13 protein-coding genes are annotated in these 15,868 nt (G+C 73.6%); 8 read left to right on the top strand and 5 right to left on the bottom strand.

What is annotated here, in order from left to right:
- Window positions 1-68: 68 nt before the first annotated feature.
- From AB0903_RS15730 to ctaD, 4 genes are all read right to left on the bottom strand, one after another.
- A complete protein-coding gene (locus AB0903_RS15730; protein ID WP_366703001.1) occupies window positions 69-893 on the bottom strand; it encodes a PP2C family protein-serine/threonine phosphatase in 825 nt (274 codons plus the stop codon).
- 141 nt (window positions 894-1,034) lie between these two features.
- Window positions 1,035-1,916, bottom strand: coding sequence for an oxygenase MpaB family protein (locus AB0903_RS15725; protein ID WP_366702999.1), 882 nt, complete (start codon window positions 1,914-1,916; stop codon window positions 1,035-1,037).
- A gap of 52 nt (window positions 1,917-1,968) precedes the next feature.
- Window positions 1,969-2,319, bottom strand: a complete 351-nt coding sequence (locus AB0903_RS15720) for a hypothetical protein (protein WP_366702997.1) — start codon at window positions 2,317-2,319, stop codon at window positions 1,969-1,971.
- An 8-nt stretch (window positions 2,320-2,327) separates the two neighbouring features.
- On the bottom strand, window positions 2,328-4,088 hold the full coding sequence (ctaD, locus tag AB0903_RS15715; RefSeq protein WP_366702995.1) for a cytochrome c oxidase subunit I: 1,761 nt from the start codon (window positions 4,086-4,088) through the stop codon (window positions 2,328-2,330).
- Between the two features lie 507 nt (window positions 4,089-4,595).
- On the opposite strand from ctaD, the gene AB0903_RS15710 reads away from it, so the two are divergent.
- The 7 genes from AB0903_RS15710 (at window position 4,596) to AB0903_RS15680 (ending at window position 14,405) form a co-directional block, all read left to right on the top strand.
- A complete protein-coding gene (locus AB0903_RS15710; protein WP_366702993.1) occupies window positions 4,596-5,336 on the top strand; it encodes an SDR family NAD(P)-dependent oxidoreductase in 741 nt (246 codons plus the stop codon).
- 834 nt (window positions 5,337-6,170) lie between these two features.
- Window positions 6,171-6,932, top strand: coding sequence for a DeoR/GlpR family DNA-binding transcription regulator (locus tag AB0903_RS15705; RefSeq protein WP_366702991.1), 762 nt, complete (start codon window positions 6,171-6,173; stop codon window positions 6,930-6,932).
- The gene (gene pfkB / locus AB0903_RS15700; RefSeq protein ID WP_366702989.1) at window positions 6,929-7,876 is read left to right on the top strand and encodes a 1-phosphofructokinase; all 948 of its coding nucleotides are present in this window, start codon (window positions 6,929-6,931) and stop codon (window positions 7,874-7,876) included. Before AB0903_RS15705 ends, pfkB begins: the two co-directional genes overlap by 4 nt.
- Before the next feature lie 145 nt (window positions 7,877-8,021).
- Window positions 8,022-10,019, top strand: a complete 1,998-nt coding sequence (locus tag AB0903_RS15695) for a fructose-specific PTS transporter subunit EIIC (protein WP_366702987.1) — start codon at window positions 8,022-8,024, stop codon at window positions 10,017-10,019.
- A 174-nt stretch (window positions 10,020-10,193) separates the two neighbouring features.
- Window positions 10,194-10,472, top strand: coding sequence for an HPr family phosphocarrier protein (locus AB0903_RS15690; protein WP_356896103.1), 279 nt, complete (start codon window positions 10,194-10,196; stop codon window positions 10,470-10,472).
- Complete coding sequence (ptsP, locus tag AB0903_RS15685) at window positions 10,469-12,169, top strand: phosphoenolpyruvate--protein phosphotransferase (protein ID WP_366702985.1); 1,701 nt, start codon at window positions 10,469-10,471, stop codon at window positions 12,167-12,169. Before AB0903_RS15690 ends, ptsP begins: the two co-directional genes overlap by 4 nt.
- 421 nt (window positions 12,170-12,590) lie before the next feature.
- Complete coding sequence (locus AB0903_RS15680) at window positions 12,591-14,405, top strand: SpoIIE family protein phosphatase (protein WP_366702983.1); 1,815 nt, start codon at window positions 12,591-12,593, stop codon at window positions 14,403-14,405.
- Between the two features lie 43 nt (window positions 14,406-14,448).
- Here the strand turns inward: AB0903_RS15680 and AB0903_RS15675 are convergent, their stop codons facing one another.
- Window positions 14,449-15,321, bottom strand: a complete 873-nt coding sequence (locus AB0903_RS15675; protein WP_366702981.1) for a universal stress protein — start codon at window positions 15,319-15,321, stop codon at window positions 14,449-14,451.
- 148 nt (window positions 15,322-15,469) lie between these two features.
- On the opposite strand from AB0903_RS15675, the gene AB0903_RS15670 reads away from it, so the two are divergent.
- Complete coding sequence (locus AB0903_RS15670; RefSeq protein WP_366702979.1) at window positions 15,470-15,766, top strand: DUF1876 domain-containing protein; 297 nt, start codon at window positions 15,470-15,472, stop codon at window positions 15,764-15,766.
- Window positions 15,767-15,868: the final 102 nt, after the last annotated feature.

The following is a 15,868-nucleotide window of genomic DNA, read 5'->3' as shown; positions in this document are numbered from 1 at the left end:
TCGTGACACGCGCGGCCGGAAGCCGCGAAGTTGCCGTGCAACCGCCCCGCCCGCCCCGCAGTCGGCGACTACGCCGCGTCCTGGAGCAGGACCAGGACCGCCGCGTCGTCCGTGTGATCGGTGAGCGCCGCCGTGCCCATCACCTGAGCCGCCAGCTTCTCCGCCGCGGTGCCGTGGAGGGCCGCGAACCGGACGACGTCGGCCACCGCTTCGAGCCCCACCTCGATCGGAAACGACGGACCCTCCACGACACCGTCCGTCAGCAGGACGAACGCGCCGCCCGCGGGCAGCTGTCGGCTCGCCACCGGATACACCTCGCCCGGCAGGATGCCGAGCGGTATGCCCGTCTCGTCCTCGACGATCCCGCCGTGCCCTCCGGCCGTCGCCCATACGGCAGGCACATGACCGGCACGGGCACTCCGCAGCTCGCGCAGCGCCGGGTCGTAGCGCAGGAAGCTGCACGTCGCGAAGAGCCCGTGGTCGACGGAGAGCAGCAGTTCGTTGGCGCGGCGCAGTACCTCGCCCGGGTCGGTGGTCGCCATGGCGACGGCGCGCAGCCCGATGCGCACCTGCCCCATGAAGGCGGCGGCCTCCACGTCGTGGCCCTGCACGTCACCGATCGAGAGGCCCAGCGAGCCGTCGGGAAGCACGAAGGCGTCGTACCAGTCGCCGCCGATGTCCAGGCCGTGCCGGGCCGGGGCGTACCGTGCGGCGACCCGCAGGCCCGGCACGGTGGGCAGGCCGGCCGGCAGCATCGAGCGCTGCAGTGCCTCCGCCAGTTCCACGCGGGCCTTGTGCCGCTCCGCACCCTGCCGTGCCCGGTCGGTGAGCCGTCCGAGCGTGGCCAGCATCTCCTCCGCGGTCGCCGAACGTGCGGGACGATGCCGGCTCATGGACGTCTCCGAAACCGAGTCCGAAGGTCGACCGGCCCGGTGTCCGTGCGGCGCACGGCGAACGGCCCGGCTGGGCCCTGCAGCCCGCGTTCATTGTATTTCCGCCGAACGGGGCCTGCCCGGGCTGACCGCCCGCCGCCGTCAGGGCTGTCCGGAGGGCGGGGGAGGGGGGACCATGGCCCACCGGATGGCGCCGGTCAGCGCCGCACCGGTCGGGTGTACACAGCGCCGCTCGAGTACCGGCGCGTACGGCAGTCCGAGCGGCTTCCTGGCCCACGGCGGCAGCAGCGCGACGGCGTTCGCGGCCAGGACCGCGTACGGCGCTCTGGCCGCCCAGGGCAGAGGCGGGTGGCGCAGCATGAAGCGGGCGGCCTCCCGGGCCTCCTGCGTGGCGCCGAGTTCGGGGCGGTACGCGGCGAGCCGCTCCGCCAGCCCGGCACGGTCGCGTGGCGGGTCACTCACCCCGAGAGCCTCTGCCACCCGCGCCGCGTCCGCGACGTACCCGTCGCAGCCCGCCGTGTCCAGCGGGTGCTTTCCGTAGCGCTGATGCGCGGACAGGAAGCTGTACACCTCCGCGACGTGCACCCAGCCGAGGAGATGCGGGTCAGAGGCGCGGTACGGCTCTCCCGACCGGGTCGTGCCCGCCACGCGCGCGTGGACGGCCCGCACCGACTCCACCGCGTCCCGGGCGTCGTCGGCAGTCCCGTACGTCGTCACCGCGAGGAACGTGCTGGTGCGCTGCAGCCGCCCCCACGGGTCGCCCCGGTAGCCGGAGTGTGCCGCGACGGCGGCCATGGCCAGCGGATGGAGCGACTGCAGCAGCAGCGCGCTCAGCCCGCCGATGAACATGGAGGCGTCACCGTGGACGGTGCGGATCGGCCGGTCGGGTCCGAACCAGCGCGGTCCCGGTGTCTCATGGATACGGGCACGGGTCTCGGCCCCCGAGGGGCCCGCGACACGGGCGAAGAGGCTGCTGCCCAGCTGCCGCCGCACACTCGGGATCCGGTGCACAGACTGGTCCACTCCTCAAGTATCGCGCCCGTCGCTGCGAACCCCGCCGCCCTTGCGACCGGCGTCAGCGGTGTGCGGCCAGCAGCCCCGCCAGCGCGCACAGGGCCGTCGCGCCGATCAGCGCCGCGACGCTCGCGCACAGCAGCCGGCGCCTGAGCTCCTCGTAGCGCGCGGTGTACTCCTCCCGCAGTTCGTGTGCCCGGGAGACCAGCGCCTTGAGGACACGCCGCGACAGCGCGATGCGGTCCTGGGTGTAGATGCGGACGACCTCCTCGCGCTGCGCACCCGTCAGCCACGGCATCCGGCCGGCGAACTCCTCCGCCTCCCGCTCCGCCTCCCGTACCCGGCTCTGCGCGAGCAGATAGCCCTCCAGCCTGGCGATCCCCGCGGCGGCCTCCGCGTCCGGCTGCCGCACCCGGCCCCTCACCTGCCGTCCCTGTCCTCGCCGAGCGGCGGGGCGACTCCCTGCCCCGGCTCGTAGACGTCGCGCCGTCCCGCGTCCGTGACCTCGTCGAGGGTGGCCATGGCCGGGTGGTGCAGGTCGAACGCCGGCGATTCGCTGCGGATACGCGGCAGGGTGAGGAAGTTGTGCCGCGGCGGCGGGCAGGAGGTGGCCCACTCGAGCGAACGGCCGTAGCCCCACGGGTCGTCGACCTCGATCTTCCTGCCGTACTTCGCCGTCTTCCAGACGTTGTACATGAAGGGCAGGATCGACGCTCCGAGCAGGAACGAGGCGATCGTGGAGATCGTGTTCAGCGCGGTGAAGCCGTCGGCGGCGAGGTAGTCCGCGTAACGCCGCGGCATGCCTTCCGCGCCGAGCCAGTGCTGCACCAGGAAGGTGCCGTGGAAGCCGATGAACAGCGTCCAGAAGGTGATCTTGCCGAGCCGCTCGTCCAGCATCTTGCCGGTGAACTTCGGCCACCAGAAGTGGAATCCGGCGAACATCGCGAAGACCACGGTGCCGAAGACGACGTAGTGGAAGTGCGCGACGACGAAGTACGAGTCCGAGACGTGGAAGTCCAGCGGCGGCGACGCCAGGATGATGCCGGTCAGACCGCCGAACAGGAACGTCACGAGAAAGCCGATCGCCCACAGCATCGGTGTCTCGAAGGACAAGGAGCCCTTCCACATCGTGCCGATCCAGTTGAAGAACTTCACGCCCGTCGGTACGGCGATGAGGAACGTCATGAAGGAGAAGAACGGCAGCAGCACGGCTCCCGTGACGAACATGTGGTGCGCCCACACCGTCACGGACAGGCCGGCGATCGCGATCGTCGCACCGATCAGACCGATGTAACCGAACAGCGGCTTGCGGGAGAAGACCGGGATGATCTCCGAGACGATGCCGAAGAACGGCAGCGCGATGATGTACACCTCCGGGTGGCCGAAGAACCAGAAGAGGTGCTGCCACAGGATCGCGCCGCCGTTGGCCGGGTCGAAGACATGGGCACCGAACTTGCGGTCCGCCTCCAGGGCGAACAGTGCGGCCGCCAGGACCGGGAAGGCCAGCAGGACCAGCACACCGGTCAGCAGCACGGTCCAGGTGAACATCGGCATCCGGAACATCGTCATGCCCGGAGCGCGCATGCAGATGATCGTGGTGATGAAGTTGACCGAGCCGAGGATCGTGCCGAAGCCGGAGAAGGCCAGACCCATGATCCAAAGGTCGCCGCCGACGCCCGGCGAGTGGACGGCGTCATTCAGTGGTGAGTAGGCGAACCAGCCGAAGTCGGCGGCGCCCTGCGGGGTGAGGAAGCCGGCCACCGCGATCAGCGAGCCGAAAAGGTACAGCCAGTACGCGAACATGTTCAGCCGCGGGAACGCCACGTCCGGCGCGCCGATCTGCAGCGGCATGATCCAGTTCGCGAATCCGGCGAACAGCGGCGTCGCGAACATCAGCAGCATGACCGTGCCGTGCATCGTGAACGCCTGGTTGAACTGCTCGTTCGACATGATCTGCGTGCCCGGCCGGGCCAGTTCGGCGCGCATGAAGAGCGCCATGAGGCCGCCGAGCATGAAGAAGCCGAACGCCGTCGACATGTACAGCGTGCCGATCGTCTTGTGGTCGGTGGTCGTCAGCCACTTGATCACGACGTTGCCGGGCTGCCTGCGCTGCACCGGCAGCTCGTTCTCGTATGCGTCCTCCGACTGGACGTCGAGGCGAGGACCTGACTCAGATGCCACACGAACTCCCGTACGTTCGGGTGCCTTCTGCTCTGGTTCAGGTGCGGATGCACCCACAGGCGGCGACCCCTATGACCTATACCGGTGCAATGTATATGTGTGCGCCCTTACGGGCTGTCCACGACATCCGCCATCAGGGTGACGGGCCCCGCGGCGCCCGGCGTTACGAGTTCCGGATGCCGGGTACGTCTGTGCGGTCGGTGCGCCCCCGTACGGGCCGCACGAATCGGGAGGTGCGAGGTGGACGCTTCGGCGGACCGGATCGCCCGGCGCCGGAGAGGCCGTACCCCGTATGCGCGGCACGGGACGTGGCGCGCTCGGGCGGACACCCGTCCGGTCGGCGGGGTGGCGGCGGGCGACGTGGAACGGTGGGTCCGGGCGGCTCGATTCTTCACTCGGACGGGGACGCCATGGACGTCGCAGGACAATTCCGAGGGGCATGTGATGTCTGTGCTGCCGGCGGTGCCCGACTCGCCGGACGGGTCGACGCGGGGACGGAGAGCTCCGGTGGTACTGATCACCGGCGCCTCCTCGGGTATCGGCGCGGCCGTCGCCGACCGCTTCGCCGGCGCGCCGGGCTGGCGCCTGCTGCTGCACGGACGCGACAAGGTGCGCCTCGACGAGGTGGCGAGCCGCACCCGAGGCGCCGTGCTGCGGGCCGACCTCGCCGATCCCGCCGGGGCCGCGCACCTGGCCCGTACGGCCCTGGAGTCCGCCGGACACGTGGACGTCCTGGTGGCGGCGGCGGGGATCGGCTGGGCCGGGCCGTTCACCGCCATACCGCCCGCGGCGATCGACGAGGTGCTCGCCGTCGACCTGGCGTCCGTGGTGCATCTGGTGCGCCGGCTGCTGCCGCAGATGGTGGCCCGGGGAAGGGGGCGGGTCGTGCTGCTGGGCTCCATCGCCGGAAGCGTGGGCGTCGAGGAGGAAGCGGTGTACTCGGCGGCCAAGGGGGCGCTGGCCGCCTTCGCCGACAGCCTCCGCTACGAACTGAAGGGCAGCGGCGTGGAGATCTGCGTCGTAGTGCCGGGTGTGGTCGACACGCCCTTCTTCGAGCGGCGCGGCACCCCGTACCACCGGTCCCGTCCGAAGCCGCTCCCGGCCGACCGGGTGGCAGAAGCCGTCTGGCGTGCGGTGGTGCGGCGCAACAGGGACGAGGTCTTCGTCCCGCCGTGGCTGAGGCTGCCGGCACGTGTCCACGGCGCGGTGCCGGTGGTCTTCCGGCGTCTTGCCGAGCGCTTCGGCTGAGTACCGGCACGCGCAGGACCGCCCGCCTGGTGGCGGTCGCGCGCAGACCGCCTGCGGCGGGTTCGTCCCCCACCCCGCCCCGGCGAACCGGGCCGGTCCTCGATGAGCACGGCGGGCGGCGGGGACACGTCCAAAAGCCGGCTCCGGCCCCGCCGCCCGTCGGCTGCCCGACCGCCGGTCCCGCCCTTGCGAGGGGGAGTGCGTGAACTCCCGCCCGGCGGCGGGGTCATGATGCGCAGGGACACGCCGAACCGAGAAACGGGGCGACGAGTGCGGTGCCCATGGGGGACGAGGACCAGGAACTCGCCCCGCGCTGCGGGGAACTGGCCGTCGCCTCCTGCCGCGCGGCTCCGGCCGGCAGCGGCTCCGGACGACTCTCCGGGGTGGGCACCCCGGCCGCTCCGCAATCGGCTCTCGCGCTGCGCGACGCACTGCTGAGTGTGGTGCTGGGAGTGGTGACGGTCGAGGAGCGGGTGCGGCCGGGCCGGTGTGCCCTTCGAAGCGGCGGCACTCGGCCTGCCGGTATCGGGTTGCCAGGGGCCGGTCGCCCGGGGCCGGTGAGGTCGCCGCTGCCGGCCGAGAACTCCGGGAGTGATGACGCGCTCCGGGGCGGGACCGGCCGCTGACCCCGCCGTGACGGGGACGGGGCGCGCCCTTCCGCGGGCCGGCTGTGCGATCAGGGTGTGCCCGCCCTGCCGACCGACCTGCATCCGCCCGGAGGCGCCGCGCCTGTTTCTGCCTGTTTTCCTGCCCGGATCTGTTTACTTCTCCGTGGTGCGGGCGTAGCATCCTGGAAAACCACAGACTCGGTCATGGAAACGGATGTAAAACCACATGTTCGCAGCGGAGCGTCAGCAGGAGATCATGCGCCTGGCCCGCGACAGCGGTCGGGTGGATGTGCTGTCCCTCGCCGAGGAGTTCCAGGTCACCGCGGAAACCGTGCGGCGCGACCTCAAGGCCCTCGACCGCGCGGGCCTGGTGCGCCGTGTGCACGGCGGCGCCATCCCGGTCGGCCACCTCGACTTCGAGCCCGACCTCGCGGAGCGGGACGCGGTCGCCGCCGACGAGAAGGAGCGCATCGCGCTCGCCGCGCTCGCCGAGCTCCCGGCCGACGGCAGCGTCATCCTGGACGCCGGCACCACGGCCGCCCGGCTGGCCGCGGCCCTCCCGGTGGATTCCGCGCTGACGGTCGTGACCCATGCGCTGCCCGTCGCCGCCCGGCTCGCCGACCACCCGGGCATCGCCCTCCACCTCGTCGGAGGCCGAGTGAGGCACCGTACCCGTGCCGCCGTCGACGCCTGGGCGCTGCGGGCGTACGCGGAGATCAAGGCCGACGTCGTCTTCCTCGCCACCAACGGATTCGGCCCCGACAGCGGCCTGACCACCCCCGACCTGGCGGAGGCGGCGGTCAAACGGGCCGTCATCGGCGCCGCCCGCAGAGTCGTCCTGCTGGCCGACTCCGCCAAGTTCGGGCAGCAGCACTTCGCCCGCTTCGGCGACCTCGCGGACGTGGACCTGCTGATCACCGACACGGGCCTCGCGCCCGACGACACCCGCGCCATCGAGGCGCAGGGCACGGAGGTCGTCCGCGCATGATCCTCACCATCACCCCGAACCCGAGCCTGGACCGCACCTACGAACTGCCGTTCCTGGACCGCGGAGCCGTGCTGCGCGCCGCCAGGGACCGCGTCGACCCCGGCGGCAAAGGTGTCAACGTGTCCCGCGCGGTCGCCGCCGCCGGCCACCGCACCGTGGCCGTCGTGCCGCTCGGCGGCCCCGAGGGCGCGCTGCTCGACCGGCTGCTCGGGGAACACGGCATCGAGGCCGCCGGCGTCCCCGTGGCCGGCTCCACCCGCGTCAACATCACGCTCGTCGAACCCGACGGCACCCTCACCAAAGTGAACGCGGCCGGCCCCGACCTCGCCGCCGGGGAGGCCGAGGCGCTGCTGGAGGCGGTACGGACCCGCTCCGCCGACGCGGACTGGATCGCCTGCTGCGGCAGCCTGCCGCGCGGCCTGGGCCCCGAGTGGTACGCCGAGCTGGTGGCGCGCCTCCACCGGGCCGGCGCCCGGGTCGCCCTCGACACCTCGGGCGCGGCCCTGACGGCCGCGCTGCGGGAACGGCCCGACGTGGTCAAACCCAACGCGGAGGAGCTCGCCGAAGCCGTCGGGCGCCCCCTGGCCACCGTCGGCGACGCTGTCAAGGCGGCGGACGAACTGTGCGAACGGGGAGCCCGGGCGGTCCTGGCCAGCCTGGGAGCCGACGGTCAGCTGCTCGTCGACGACACCGGTACCTGGTTCGGCCACGCGCCCGCCGAGGCGGTCCGCAGCAACGTCGGCGCCGGGGACGCCTCCCTGGCGGGCTTCCTCACCGCCGGCGGCAGCGGCCCCGCCGCCCTCGCCGCCGCCGTCGCCCATGGAACCGCCGCCGTCCAGCTGCCGGGGAGCGTGATGCCGTCACCTGCCCATCTGGACCCGGCGGCGGTGACGGTCACCCGGTCCGTCCCTCTGGACCGGGTCCTCGGGGAGCCGGCGCCATGACCGTCCTTCCGGGCCGGGCCCACCGCCCCCCTCGTACCGGAGCGCGGTACCACGGCACCGGCTCCGGCAGGGCCTGCCCGACGGATGCCGCACCACCATGTCCCACCACCGCCCCCGCGGCGGTTCGCGAGCAAGGAGCCGCGTGATGAGTGAGTTGATCACCGCAGGACTGGTCGACGTCGACCTGTCCGCCGAGACCAAGCAAGCCGCAGCGCGGTCCCTCGCCGAGCGGATGGTGGCCGCAGGGCGCGTCACCGACATCGACGGCTTCCTCGCCGACGTGGCGGCACGCGAGGCCCAGATGCCCACCGGACTCGACGGCGGCATCGGCATTCCGCACTGCCGCAGCGAGCACGTCACCGCCCCGACCCTCGCCTTCGGTCGCAGCGCCTCCGGCATCGACTTCGGTGCCCCGGACGGGCCGGCCGACCTGATCTTCCTGATCGCCGCGCCGGCCGGCGCGGACGACGACCACCTGACGATCCTGTCGTCGCTGGCCCGGCGGCTCATGGACCCCGACTTCACCGCCGCGCTCCGCGCGGAGCGGGACCCGGCGGCGGTCGCGGCCCTGGTCCGCGGGGACGAGGCTCCGGCAACGCCCGCAGACGACCCGGCGGCCCGCGAGGCCGCGGCGGGCACCCCTGCGCCCCCGGCCGCGCCCTTCCGGATCGTGGCCGTCACCTCCTGCCCCACCGGGATCGCCCACACCTACATGGCCGCCGAGTCCCTCCAGAAGGCCGGCGAGGCGGCGGGAGTCGAACTCGTCGTCGAGACTCAGGGCTCGGGCGGATTCACCCGCCTCGACCCCGGTGTGATCGCGGCCGCCGACGGCGTGATCCTCGCCCATGACGTCGAGGTCAGGGAGAAGGACCGGTTCGCCGGCAAGCCCACCGTCGACGTCGGGGTCAAGGCGGCGATCAACCGGCCCGCCGAACTCATCGCCGACGTACGCGGCAGAGCCGAACGCGGCGAGACCACCGCCGCGGCGGCAGGCCCCGCACCCATGGACACCGGCGCCCCCGGCGACCACTTCGGCACCCGGCTGCGCAAGTGGCTGATGACCGGCGTCAGTTACATGGTCCCGTTCGTCGCCGCGGGCGGCCTGCTCATCGCCCTCGCCTTCGCCGTCGGCGGCTATGAGATCAACAGCGCCCCGTCCGTCGCCGAGCACTTCGTGTGGACGGAGGCCGCGAGCTGGGCCGCGCTGATGTTCCAGATCGGGGGCGCCGCGTTCGGCTTCCTGGTCCCCGTACTCGCCGGATACATCGCCTACGGCATGGCCGACCGGCCCGGTCTCGTGCCGGGCTTCGTCGGCGGCGCGCTCGCGGTCACCATCGAGGCCGGCTTCCTCGGCGGACTCGCCGCCGGTCTCATCGCGGGCGCTGTGGTGAAGGCCATTCAGCGCGTCGACGTCCCGCCCGTGCTGCGCGGTGTCATGCCCGTCGTCGTGATCCCGCTGATCTCGTCCGCGATCGTCGGCTTCCTGATGTTCGTCGTCGTCGGCAAGCCCATCGCCTCCCTGCAGAAGGCCATGACCGACTGGCTGAGCGGCCTGTCCGGCGGCAACGCCGTCCTGCTCGGGGTCCTGCTCGGTCTCATGATGTGCTTCGACCTCGGCGGCCCGGTCAACAAGGTGGCCTACGCCTTCGCCGTCGGTGGCCTCGCCGATCCCACCGACGGCAGCCTCAAGGTCATGGCCGCCGTCATGGCGGCGGGTATGGTGCCGCCGCTGGGCATGGCGCTGGCGACGACCGTGCGCGGGAAGCTGTTCACGAAGACGGAGCGGGACAACGGCAAGGCGGCCTGGGTCCTCGGCGCCTCCTTCATCAGCGAGGGCGCCATCCCGTTCGCCGCGGCGGACCCGCTGCGCGTGATCCCGTCCGCGATGGCCGGCGGAGCCGTCACCGGTGCCCTGGCGATGGCGTTCGACACCACGCTGCGCGCTCCGCACGGCGGCATCTTCGTCGTCCCGCTGATCGGTCAGCCGCTGCTCTTCCTGCTGGCCATCGCGGCCGGCACGACGGTCACCGCCGCCCTGGTGGTGCTGCTCAAGAGCCGCCGCAAGCCGGAGACCTCGGCCGGGACCACCACCTCGGCCACCACCGACGCGGCCGCGGACACCAAGGTCCCCGCCGCCGCATGACCGGACCGGACCGGCCCGGGGCAGCGGCCCCGGGCCGGGCCCGCCCCGAGCACCGCCCGGGACCGCGCCCGGCAGACCGGTCACGTACCGCCCACCGGCCCGCCGCCGTGCCGTCCACGGCGGACACACACCCCACCGGCAGCCTCGCCCCGTCCCCGTAGGAGTGTCATCCCCATGCCCCAGCGCACTGTCGTCATCGGTTCACGTTCCGGACTGCACGCCCGGCCCGCCGCCGTCTTCGTCCAGGCCGCGGCCCGCCAGCCGGTCAGGGTGACCGTGGCCCGTGACGGAGGGACCCCGGTCGACGCCCGGAGCCTGCTGTCCGTGCTCGCTCTCGGCGCCAAGCACGGTGACCCGCTGGTGCTGTCCGCGGAGGGCGACGGCGCGGAGGCCGCCCTCGAGGAGCTGGCCACGCTGGCCGCCGCCGACCTCGACGCCCAGGAGCAGCGGTGACGACCGGCACGACCACGACGGCCAGGAGTACTCCCGTGCTGCACGGCATCGGCACCGGGGGCGGCAGCGCCGCCGGGCCCGTCGCCCGCATGGCGCCCCCGGCCGCCCTCCCGCCGTCGCGCACCGTGGCACCGGCCGATAAGCCCGCGGAGGCCGCGGCGGCGCGCGGGGCGCTGGCAGGGGTGGCTGCCGACCTGGAGGAACGGGCGGTTGCCGTAGGCGGTGAAGCGGCCGCAGTCCTGTCCGCACAGGCCATGATGGCCGCCGACCCGACCCTCGCCGACCAGGTCGGCGAGCTCGTGCTCGGCGGGGCCGACGCGCCCCACGCCCTGGACAGGGCGTTCCGCGCCTTCCGCTCGTCCCTCACGGCGGCGGGCGGCTACTTCGCCGAGCGCGTCGCCGACCTCGACGACCTTCGCGACCGCGCCGTGGCGCGTGTCCTCGGACTCCCGATGCCCGGCCTGCCCGACCCCGGCCGTCCGTACGTCCTCGTCGCGGACGACCTCGCGCCCGCGGACACCGCACTCCTCGACCCGGCCAAGGTCCTCGCCCTGGTCACCGAGCGCGGCGGACCCACCAGCCACACCGCGATCCTCGCGAAGATCCTCGGTCTGCCCGCCGTCGTCGGCTGTGCCGGCGCGGCCGCGCTCACGGACGGCACGCCGGTGCTCGTCGACGGCATCACGGGTACGGTCGTTCCCGATCCCGAGCCCGACACCGTCGCGGTGGCCGCCGCACGCGACGAACAGCGGCGCCGGCTCTCGGCGCAGGCCGTCGGCCCCGGGCGGACGGCCGACGGCCATCCGGTCAAACTGCTGGTCAACCTCGGCGCGTTGCAGGAGCTGCCCGCCGCGGCGGCGGCCGACAGCGAGGGCGTCGGGCTGTTCCGCACGGAGTTTCTCTACCTCGACCGCGAGCAGGCGCCCACCGGCGAGGAGCAGACGGCCGCCTACCGCGAGGTGTTCGCCGCCTTCGCGGGCCGCCGGGTCGTCGTACGCACCCTGGACGCGGGGGCCGACAAGCCACTGCCGTTCGCCACCGCTGCCGACGAGCAGAACCCCGCACTCGGTGTGCGCGGCCTGCGCACGGCGCGCCGGGACCCGCAGCTCCTCGAGACGCAGCTGGCCGCGATCGCCGCGGCGGCGCGGGGCGCTGACGCCGACGTATGGGTCATGGCGCCGATGGTCTCGGTGCCCGCCGAGGCAGCCGGCTTCGCCGACCGGGCGAAGGCCCACGGGCTGCGGACCGCGGGCGCCATGGTGGAGGTGCCCGCCGCGGCACTGCGCGCCGGCGAGCTCGCGCGGCGGTGCGACTTCCTCAGCGTCGGGACCAACGACCTGGCCCAGTACGCGTTCGCGGCCGACCGCACTCTGGGAGTTCTGGCCGAATTCCTCGACCCGTGGCAGCCTGCCCTCCTCGAACTCGTGCGAACGGCCGCGGAGGCGGGAGCCGGCCAGGGCAGGCCGGTCGGCGTGTGCGGCGAGGCCGCGGCGGACCCGCTGCTCGCCCTGGTCCTCGTCGGCCTGGGCGTCACCAGCCTGTCGGCCGCGCCGGGCTGCCTCGGCGACGTCCGGGCGTCGCTGGCGTCGCTGGCTCTGGACGACTGCCGCCGGCTCGCCGGCCTGGCACTCGCCGCCCCGGACGCGGCGGCGGCCCGCGAGGCTGTCCGGGAGGCCGCACGGGAGGCGTCGGCCTGACCCCGTGCCGTGCCGGTGCGGGGGTCGCGGGAGGCGTCGGCCCGATTCTGTGCCGGGCATGCGTGGCTGTCGCGGTAGGCGTGTCGGCCCGACCCCGTGACCGGCCGGGACGGCGAGGTCCCCTCGAGGTGTTCACGCCGTCCCGGCCGCAGGCCCCCACTCCCGCGGCGTCCCGGCCGTAGGGCCCCCCACCCGCGCGGCCCCCCACCCGCGCGCCGTCCCCGCCGCAGGCCCCCCACCCGCGCGGCCCCCCACTCCCGCGGCGTCCCCGGCCACGTGGCGTCCACGGCTGCTCGGCGTCCACCGCTGTGCCTGGAGCAGCACATCGCGGCCAGGGGTGCGAGCATGACGAGAGGGCCGTCGAGCACGGGCCTCTCGTCATGGACCAGGACCAACGGGCGGCCCGGGGATGGTGGAGCCGTTGAACGCCGCTCACCGGCAGCGGGAGCAGGACTTCCTGCGTGCCGTGTTCGAAAGCCTGGGCGCCGGCCTCTTCGTCACCGACCTCTCCGGACGGGTGACGGCCTCCAACCCGTGGGCCCGGCAGCTGGTGGGACGGGCCGAGGAACAGATGCTCGGCCAGGACGCGCACGACCTGCTGCACCGACAGGCGGACGGCAGGCCGATCCCCCGGGAGGAGTGCCACGTCCTCGGGGTGATCGGCACCGGGCGTCCGGCCGAGGGCAGCGACGAGTTCTACCTCCGGGCCGACGGCACCACCGTCCCGATCATCTGGGCCGCGACCCCCCTGATGCGGCAGGGGCAGGTGGACGGTGCCGTGATCGTTTTCCACGACTTCAGCCTTCACCGGGAGGCCGCGGAGCAGCGGGCGACGCACCTCGCGGCACTGGAGGAGCTCACCGAGCGGCTGACCATGGTCGCCGAGATCTCCGCGGTGCTCAGTTCCACCCTGGACGTCCCCAAGATGCTGCACCGGCTGGTCCGCCTGCTCGTGCCGGACCTCGCCGACTGGGCGGCCGTCGATCTGCACGACCAGGACCAGGAGCGGGACATGCGGCGGATCGCCGTACGGACCACGGGCGACGAGAACCGGGCGGACGATCTCCTCGGCCCCCTGCCCCCGCTGGCCCGCACCCCGTCGACATCGGCACTGGCACGGGTGATGCGGGGAAGCCGGCCGCTGCGGGTGGACGCCGACGCCCCCTCCCGCGCCGCCCAGCCGCCGCTCGCGCCCGCGCACCGGGAACTCTTCGACCGGCTCGGCGGGCACTCGGCCGTCGTCGTGCCGCTGAGCACCCGCCGGCAGGTGTTCGGCGCACTGACCCTCGGCCGCACCGGGGAACGCCGACCGTGGACGGAGGCCGAAATCCTGGTCCTGGCCGACATCGGCCGCCGTGCCGGACTGGTACTGGACAACGCCCGGCTGTTCGACCGGCAGCGGCATGTGGCGGAGACGATGCAGCGTCAGCTGCTCACCCCGCTGCCCCAGGTCGACCATCTGCAGATGGCCGCCCGCTACCAGCCCGCGCAGAGTGCCGCGGAGGTCGGCGGCGACTGGTACGACGCGTTTCTCCTGGCCGACGGCGTCACCACGATGGTCATCGGCGACGTCGTGGGCCACGACCTCCAGGCCGCGGCCCATATGGCCGAGGTACGCAACATGCTCCGCGCGCTGGCCTGGGACCGTCAGGAGCCCCCCAGCCTCATCATGCGCCGCCTGGACGAGGCCATGACCAACACCAGTGACGCCCCCATGGCCACCGCCGTGTTCGCCCGGATCGAGGGACCGGAAGGAGGTCCGTGGGAGCTGCACTGGGTCAACGCCGGCCACCCGCCGCCGCTGCTGGTGACGCCGGACGGGCACGCCCGCTTCCTCGCCGAGGGCCACGGCCCGCTGCTCGGCATGAACTCGGCCCTGCATCTGGGCCTCGGATGGCCGGACGCCCGTGAGGCGCTGCCCGCGCGGTCCACCCTGCTGCTCTACACCGACGGCCTGGTCGAGAGCCGCCACCGTTCCATCGACGTGGGCCTCGCCCAGTTGCGGCGCCACGCCGCCGCGCTCGCCGGCCGGGATGTGGAGGAGTTCTGCGACGAACTGCTCGCGCGCATCAGCCCCAGCGGCGACGACGTGGCCATGCTCGCCCTCCGCGTCCCGGCGTGGGGAGAGGGAGCGGACGGCGAGTCGCCGCCGCTGCATGCGCAGAGCCCGGCCGCCGCCACCCGTGGCGCCCCCGGATCGCAGGTGGAGGGCAGCCCGGTACGGGACACATCGTGAAGCCCGTCCGGCGCACCCGCAGGCCGTGTGCCCGGCCCGCCGGTCAGTCGTGCGGGACGACCGCGACGGGGCACGGCGCGTGGTGGAGCGCCGCATGCGCTACCGAGCCGATGCGTGCGCCGATGGTGGAGCGGCGGACCCGCCGGCCCACCACCAGCAGATCGGCATCGGACGACGCCGACAGCAGCACCGGCCCGGCGCTCCCGACCTCCACATGCTCGACCACCGGCACGCCGGGGTACCGCTCCCGCCACGGCTCCAGAGCCTCGGCCAGGGCCTGCTTCTCGTACGGTTGCAGTCCGCCGGTCCCGTCGGTGAGCCGTATCGTGCCCGAGCCGTAGGTGTACGCCGGCGGTACCTCCCAGGCCCGGACGGCCCGGACGGTCGCGCCCCGGGCGGCCGCCGCCCCGAAGGCGAAGCCGAGAACCGCCCCGCTCTCGTCCGCGCTGCCCTGCTGGCCCACCACCACCTCCCCGGTGCCGCGGCCCCGGTCGTCCTGAGCCGGCTCCCGGACCGCGACCACCGGACGGGTCGCGGAGGCGATGACCTGTTGCCCGTAGGAGCCGAGCAGGAATCCGACGAGGCGTCCGTGACCCCGTGAGCCGATCACCAGCATCTCGGCCTCGGCAGCGGCGTCGAGCAGCGCGGGCACGGGAGTGTCCGCCACGATCTGCGACGTGACCGCCAGCTCAGGGTGACGCCGGGTGACCATGGTCGCCGCCTCGCGCAGCACGGCCTCGGCAGAGCGGGCCTGCGTCTCCCTGTCCTGTACCAGCGGCACGTCGACCGGCTGCCAGAGCCAGGCGTGCAGCAGACGCAGCGGCAGCCCGCGCCGTTCCGCCTCAACGCCGGCCCAGTTCGCCGCGGCCAGGCTCTCCGCCGAGCCGTCCACTCCTGTCACGATCGCGCGACTCATGGGACCGCCTCCCTGGTTCCGGGCCTCGGATGCCGCCGGGCCGGGTCCGGACGAGCCGGTCGCCGGCGCTGCCACCTTCATGGTGCCGGACACACCGGGCAGGGCGGATCCTGGAGGCAGGACCTCCTACAGGGCGGGAGAGCGCGCCATGAAGACAACGCAGGAGTGGAAGGTCGGACTGTTCCTCTCGGAGGAGGACGGCACGACGAAGGCCCGGGCGGTGCTGGACACCGGTACCGCGACCCTTACCGGACACGGGACCGCGCACTGCAACCCCCAGGACCTGGACGTTCCGGAGATCGGTGACGACCTTGCCGCCGGCCGGGCGATGCACAGTCTCGCCCGGCAGTTGATGAAGACCGCCGACCGCGAACTGGAAGCGATGGGCGCGGGCCCCGCCGAGCCGCCCGCCCCGGGGTCCGTCAGGCCGTACACGACCCCCTGACACGGGCCCGCAGGCCCTCCCCCGACGCTTCGGCGCGCAGAGTGCGGGGTACGCGGCCATCCTGAACGCGTGACCCGATCGCCGGGCTCCGAATCGCCGACC

This window comes from Streptomyces sp. NPDC048389 (genome assembly GCF_040706335.1).
GTDB lineage: Bacteria > Actinomycetota > Actinomycetes > Streptomycetales > Streptomycetaceae > Streptomyces.
Note: the sequence above shows the minus strand (reverse complement) of the source record. Positions and strands in the feature narration are given on the sequence as shown.

What these genes read in the sequence shown, in the direction of transcription:
- AB0903_RS15730 (WP_366703001.1), bottom strand. Translation starts at nt 893, where the DNA reads ATGAGCCGGCATCGTCCCGCACGTTCGGCGACCGCGGAGGAGATGCTG.
- AB0903_RS15705 (WP_366702991.1), top strand. Translation starts at nt 6,171, where the DNA reads ATGTTCGCAGCGGAGCGTCAGCAGGAGATCATGCGCCTGGCCCGCGAC.
- pfkB (WP_366702989.1), top strand. Translation starts at nt 6,929, where the DNA reads ATGATCCTCACCATCACCCCGAACCCGAGCCTGGACCGCACCTACGAA.
- AB0903_RS15695 (WP_366702987.1), top strand. Translation starts at nt 8,022, where the DNA reads ATGAGTGAGTTGATCACCGCAGGACTGGTCGACGTCGACCTGTCCGCC.
- AB0903_RS15690 (WP_356896103.1), top strand. Translation starts at nt 10,194, where the DNA reads ATGCCCCAGCGCACTGTCGTCATCGGTTCACGTTCCGGACTGCACGCC.
- AB0903_RS15675 (WP_366702981.1), bottom strand. Translation starts at nt 15,321, where the DNA reads ATGAGTCGCGCGATCGTGACAGGAGTGGACGGCTCGGCGGAGAGCCTG.
- AB0903_RS15670 (WP_366702979.1), top strand. Translation starts at nt 15,470, where the DNA reads ATGAAGACAACGCAGGAGTGGAAGGTCGGACTGTTCCTCTCGGAGGAG.